This window comes from Planctomycetota bacterium (genome assembly GCA_038746835.1).
GTDB lineage: Bacteria > Planctomycetota > Phycisphaerae > Tepidisphaerales > Tepidisphaeraceae > JBCDKH01.
The window spans coordinates 1-5705 of sequence record JBCDKH010000218.1; the positions used below are offsets into that span (position 1 = coordinate 1).

Here is a 5705-nt window from a genome sequence, read left to right on the forward strand (position 1 = left end):
CTCGTTCAGCGTGGTCGAGAAGAGCGTCGCCTACGAGGTCAAGCGGCAGGTGCGCGTCTGGGAAGAGACCGGCGACCTGGGCAAAAAGGCCACGTACGGCTGGGACGACGCGAAGCAGCAGACCGTCCTGCAGCGCGAGAAAGAAGAGGCCCACGACTACCGGTACTTCCCCGATCCTGACCTCATGCCGGTCGACGTCGACGAGGGTTGGCTGACAGAGCTGAAGGGACGCATCGGCGAGCTGCCGGCGGCTCGGCTCAAACGATATCGCGAAGCGTTGGGGCTTAACGATCAGGTGGCGGCGGACCTCAGTCAGCACAAGCCGATCGGCGATTTGTTCGACGGCGCGGTGGAAGCCGGTGCCGAGCCGAAGCGGGCGGCGGCGCTGGTGGAGACGCTGCGCGAGGTCGCCAATGAGAAGAACGAGTCGTTCGAGGCGGTCGCCCTGCCGGCGAGTCGCGTGGCCGAGGTGGCGAAGCTCGTGCAGGAGAACAAGATTCAGGCGAGCAAGGAGACGGGCCGGCGTGTGCTGGAGTCGCTGATGGAGAAGGATCAACCCGCCGAAACCGCGGCCGAGTCGCTCGGGCTCATCCAGTCCACCGACACCGGTGCCATCGACGAGGCAATCGACGCCATGCTCGCCGAAAACCCGAAACCCCTTCAGCAATACCGCGACGGCAAGAAAGCCGCCTTCGGTGCGCTCGTCGGCAACGTCATGAAACGCGGCAAGGGCCTGAACCCCAAGCTCGTCAAGGAACGCCTCGAGGCCAAGCTCTAAGCGAGGCTGCGGCACTTCAGTGCCGCTGTCGGACGGAAGCTACTTCTTAAAACCCTTCAACACCCCGCGGACCTGCTTCATCATGTCGGGCAGCTTGCGGAGCGCGCCCTGCTCGCGAAGGAAGTCGCGCTGCGGCACCGCCGGGGCTCCGACGACGGTCTCACCCGCCTTTACATCGTTCGGCACGGCGCTGAACGCTGCGACGGTGACGCCGTCGCCGAGGGTGACGTGGTCGCGGACGCCCGCCCCGCCGGCCAGGACGACGCCGTTGCCCAGGACCGTGCTGCCCGCGACGCCGACGTTGGCGCAGAGAATGCAGGCCTTACCGATGCGGACGTTGTGGGCGACCTGAACGAGGTTGTCGATCTTCGTGCCGGCCCCGATGCGGGTCTCGGCGAACTTGCCGCGATCGATGGTGGTCGACGCACCGATTTCGACGTCGTCTTCGATGACGACGGTTCCGACGTGGGCGATCTTGCGGTGGGCCTGGCCGTCGAATCGGTAGCCGAAGCCGTCGCAGCCGATGGCGACGTTGGCGTGCAGGACGACGCGATCGGCGAGCATGACGCGGTCGTATAGCACGACACCGGGAAAGAGCCGGCAGTTTTCGCCAATCGCAACGTCCGAGCCGACCGTGACGTTCGCGTGCAGAACAGTGCCCCGGCCGAGCCGTGTGCGGGCACCGACGACGCAACCCGGCCCGATCGCCACGCCCTCGGCCAGCTCTGCCGAGTCGTCGACCACGGCTGACGGATGGACGCCGGCTGCCGGAGCAGACGGCGGCGTGTGGAACAGGTCGAGCACGCGATCGGCCGCGTGTCCTGCGTCGTCGACGACGATCGCGAAGCCCGCCGAATGCTCGACGTCGGCCAGCGACGCGCTCACCAGCAGCACGCCGGCCTTGGTCGACTTGGCCTGGGCGACATATCGCTCCTCGGCGAGGTAGCTCAGCTCACTCGGCCCGGCGTCTTCGAGCGTGTTGACACCGGTGACCTCCAGCGTCGGTAGGTCTTCGCGGGCGACTTCCAGATGCTGCGCGATGTCGGCGAGCGGGATCATCGAATCGAACGCCGAAATCTCACTGACCCTCGTTGGCCATGTCGAGCGCCTGCACGACCTCGTCCGTCACGTCGGCACCGGCGTTGACGTACACGAGGTACTGCCCGCGGATGCGCTGCTCCAGGTCAGCTGCCTCGAGGCGTGCGGCGTCCTCGTCGTTGGCGGGCATCGGACGCATGTTCTTCCGCAGGATGACGGCCAGGCCACGCTCGCTGGCGACCTTCCGGGCGGCGATCTCGACCTGCTCGAAGAACTCGAGGTTCTTTTCCTTCACGGCGTCGAGCGACTGCCGCTGGGCGAGCTGCTGGCGGAACTGCAGCAGGGCCTGACGCTCGCCGAGCTCGCGCTGCTTGGCCAGGAGCTGATCGCTGCCGGGAGCGAGGTTTTCCTGGGCCTGACGGGCTTCTTCCTGAATCCGCGCGGCTTCGGCGCGAAGTTCGCCGTCGAGGCTCTGCGCGAGCTCTTCGAGTTCGGTGCGGAGCGAGCCGAAGTAAGCGCTCTGATCCTGCAGCTTCTCGAAGTCGAGCACGCCGACACCACCCTGCGTGGGCTGCTGTGCAGCGAGTTCCGCCTGGACGGGTTGTTGGGTGCCGACGAAGAAGCAGCCTGCGGCGAACAGTGCGGCGGCGGCGGTGGTCAGGCCGACGAGTGCCGGGAGGCGGCGGGCTGAGACGGTGGTGGTGGCGTTGGAGGAGGTCATTGGAAGATGCCGAGGGAGAAGCTGAAAACCTGCAGATCGTCTTCGGGCCGCCGGTTGAGAGGCCAGGCGAAGTCGAACGCGAGGGGAACGTTCTGCAACGCTCCGAGCTGGATGCGGAAGCCGAAGCCCGCAGAGACCCGCATGGTAGTGAGGCGTGCGTCGGAATCGACGCTGCCGAAGTCGGTGAAGAAGACGCCACGCAGCGTCTCGTCGTAGAGCGGGAAGCCGACCGCCGCCGAGCCTGTCAGCGAGTAGTCGCCGCCGATGGCGTCGTTGGCGTTGCCGTCGCGTGGGCTGATGCCGCGGAACCGGAAGCCGCGGACGCTGCCGATGCCGCCGGCGTAGAAGCGCTCGAAGAACGGGGCGTCGTCGAAGATCGCGCCCGCATCGCCACGCATCTCGAACACCACGGTCCGCTCGCGCGCGTCGGTGAAGAGCGGGACGAACAGATTCGCCCCGGCCGTCGCTCGCTGGAACGAGGGCCCGCCGAACGTGCCGAACGCCTCAACGCCAGCGTCGACCGAATAGCCGCGAGTGGGCGTGATCGGGCGGTCGATGTCGGTCCAACTGACACGAAGACTCGTGCTAGTCAGCGTCGTGTTCCCTCGGCCGGCGACGATCTCGGGCGCACGGTCTTCCAGCGGATCATCGACGTCGAAGATCCGCACGTCCTCGCCGCGAAGCCCGATGGTCACGCCCAGCTTTCGGCCGACGCGTGGAACGAATCGAACATTTCCGCCGCCGCGCGTGTCGCGATACTCGCGGCGGAGGATCGTGCGGTAGAAGCCCTGCAACCCGAGACCCAGGTTCTGGTCGTACAGGCGTGGCTCGAAGAAGCTGAGCGTCGCGTTGGTCTGGACCGTTCCCGGCTGCAATTCTGCCCGGAAGGTCTGGCCGGCACCCTGGAACGCGTCGCCGAAGATGTCCCCGGCGGACTCGGGAAAGTCGAAAATGTCGAAGTTCCGCTGCGTGTAGGTGATGTTGCCGAAAACGCCGCCATTGGAGTTGATCGCCCCGCCGAAGCTGATGAGCGCGGTGCTCTTTTCGGTCACCTCGATCAGCAGGTCGCGCTCGGGCTCGCCGTCAATCGGATCGAAGCCGGGCGGCGGTGGGATGGGCGTGACGCGGACGGTCTGGAAGAAGTCGCGACCCCGGAGTCGTTGTTCGCCGCGGGTCACGGCCTCGCTGTCGTAGGGGTCGCCTGGCGCGAGATCGAACTGCCGCAGGATGACCTTGTCCTGCGTCTTGTCGTTGCCGCGAATGCGAATGTTCCCGAGCTTGAACGGTTCGCCCTCGGAGATGGCGAACGTCAGATCGACGATGCCGGGCTCGAGGCGAAAGTCGGTGATCGGGCTGATGTCCAGGTGATCCGGATCGACCCGAATGCCTGGCGGCGGCCGCGAGTAGACGCGTGACAGCGGCACGTACGCCCGGACGATGTTGCCAACGGCCACCCGGACGTCGTCGCGGTCGTATGGAGCACCGATGACGACGCCAGCGTCCTCCACGGCCTTGCGAAGCTCCGCCTCGTCAGCGTCTTCGAGCCCATCGAACTTGATGCTGCCGACCTGATAACGACGACCTTCGTCGACCAGGAACTCGACCTTCACCTTGTCGCGAGCCGGCGACCAGACCAGGCGGCGGCCGATGCGGGCGTCGAAGAAGCCTTTGTCCGCCCGGTAGAAGCGCTGCAGCGACGCCACGTCCGCGTCGAGTTGACGCTGGTCGACGATGCCTTCGAAGCCGAAGAGTCCGAAGGGTCCGCGAATGCTCGTGCCGACCTGACGCTTGAGCTGCCGCTCGGTGAAACTCGTTGCACCGATGAAGTCGATGTTCACCACCGCCACAAACGGCCCCTCGGTGACGTCGAAGATGATCGCGTCCGTCTCCTCGTCACGCCGGACCGATACGGTGGCCAGGGCGTAGTTGCGCTGGCGATACGCCTGCTCCACGGCATCGGCGGCCAGGGCGAGGAGCGTCTCGTCGCCGCGCTCACCGGGCCGATAGCCCGACTCGAGTTCGACGATCCGCCGGAGTCGTTCGTCGCTGAGTCGGCGATTGTTGATGAACCGCAACTCCCCGGCAGGAGTGAGCTCTTCGACTTCGAAGACGACCTCGACGGTCGCGTCGTCGCCTTCGCCGAGCACGACGTACCGCGCCTCGACGCGACTGAAGCGGTTGAGCGCGAAGATCCGGCGGACGTCGGCCTCGACCTGGAACGCGTCGAACGGATCACCGGCCGATGTGCGGACCGCATTCAGGACGCGACGATCGCCGACGCGCTCGTTCCCGACGACGCGGACCTGGACGACGGGCAGGCCGGCTCGCGGGGTCACGACGCTGGGCTCGGCAGACGGTGCGTCTTCGGCTTGATCGGCCTGATTGGCTTGAACGGGCTCACCGTCCTGCCCGAAGGCAATGGGTGCCACCAGCAGGCATGCACCGACCACGAAGAGGGTCAGGAACCGTTTCGTGTTGATGGATTGGCCAAGCCGAGGCAAGCGGATGTCCTCCGTGACGACGTCGATGCCGGCGTGGCACAGGTGGCCTTCGGCGTGGGCTCAGCCGAGCGTAGCTTCCAGCCCGTCAGTCGCAACACCCGCGGAGGACACGGTCGCCTCCACCTCGTCCGCGGCTCTGGCAAGGCCGTCGTGGGCAGTGACTTTCGTGGCGAGTGACCGGCAGCGATCCGCGACGGCCGGGTCGTTGAGCAGGCGTTTCAGCAAGGTCGCGAGTCGTCCCGGCTTGAAGCGCTTTGGCACGATCGCCCCGCCGACGCCGAGATCGATCAGCCGTCGGGCGTTGTCGGGCTGATCGTGAGCCATCGGCATGACGATCTGTGGAATCCCGGCCGCGAAGCCCTGCGAGAGCGTCCCGATGCCGCCGTGGTGAACGACGGCCGCACAGCGTGGCAGAAGCCCAGAAAATGGAGCGAACGCGACGTGTCGCACGCCGGTCGGCAGGTCACTCGGCAAGTGATCGGCGTGCCGCGTGAGAAGCAAGCCGCGTCGCCCCAGGCGCTGGCAAGCCTCGACCGCGGCCTTGAAAAACGCCTCGCCGAAGAACATCGCGCTGCCGGGCGTGAAGGCGATCGGCGGGTCGCCCTCGTCGAGGAACGCAGCGAGGTCGGCCGGCAGTTGTTGCGTGTCGCGCTCGTCATAGAGCGGA

Annotated in this window: 5 protein-coding genes; 1 reads left to right on the forward strand and 4 read right to left on the reverse strand. The window is 66.7% G+C overall.

What is annotated here, in order from left to right; genetic code table 11:
• Window positions 1-778, forward strand: a 778-nt coding sequence (locus AAGI46_15240; GenBank protein MEM1013561.1) for a hypothetical protein, incomplete at its 5' end; no start/stop codon positions are given.
• A gap of 39 nt (window positions 779-817) precedes the next feature.
• On the opposite strand, the gene lpxD is transcribed toward AAGI46_15240, so the two are convergent.
• The 4 genes from lpxD to AAGI46_15260 form a co-directional block, all read right to left on the reverse strand.
• The gene (lpxD, locus tag AAGI46_15245) at window positions 818-1837 is read right to left on the reverse strand and encodes a UDP-3-O-(3-hydroxymyristoyl)glucosamine N-acyltransferase (GenBank protein ID MEM1013562.1); all 1020 of its coding nucleotides are present in this window, start codon (window positions 1835-1837) and stop codon (window positions 818-820) included.
• A gap of 19 nt (window positions 1838-1856) precedes the next feature.
• Entirely contained in the window at window positions 1857-2537 is a 681-nt protein-coding gene (locus AAGI46_15250) for an OmpH family outer membrane protein (protein ID MEM1013563.1), read from the reverse strand.
• A complete protein-coding gene (gene bamA, locus AAGI46_15255; protein MEM1013564.1) occupies window positions 2534-5038 on the reverse strand; it encodes an outer membrane protein assembly factor BamA in 2505 nt (834 codons plus the stop codon). The genes AAGI46_15250 and bamA overlap by 4 nt, the downstream gene beginning before the upstream one ends.
• 60 nt (window positions 5039-5098) lie before the next feature.
• A partial coding sequence (locus AAGI46_15260; GenBank protein MEM1013565.1) for a nucleotide disphospho-sugar-binding domain-containing protein occupies window positions 5099-5705 on the reverse strand: 607 nt, incomplete at its 5' end.

Excerpts from the sequence above, each read along its gene's own strand:
- lpxD (MEM1013562.1), bottom strand. The coding sequence starts at position 1,837 with ATGATCCCGCTCGCCGACATCGCGCAGCATCTGGAAGTCGCCCGCGAA.
- AAGI46_15250 (MEM1013563.1), bottom strand. The coding sequence starts at position 2,537 with ATGACCTCCTCCAACGCCACCACCACCGTCTCAGCCCGCCGCCTCCCG.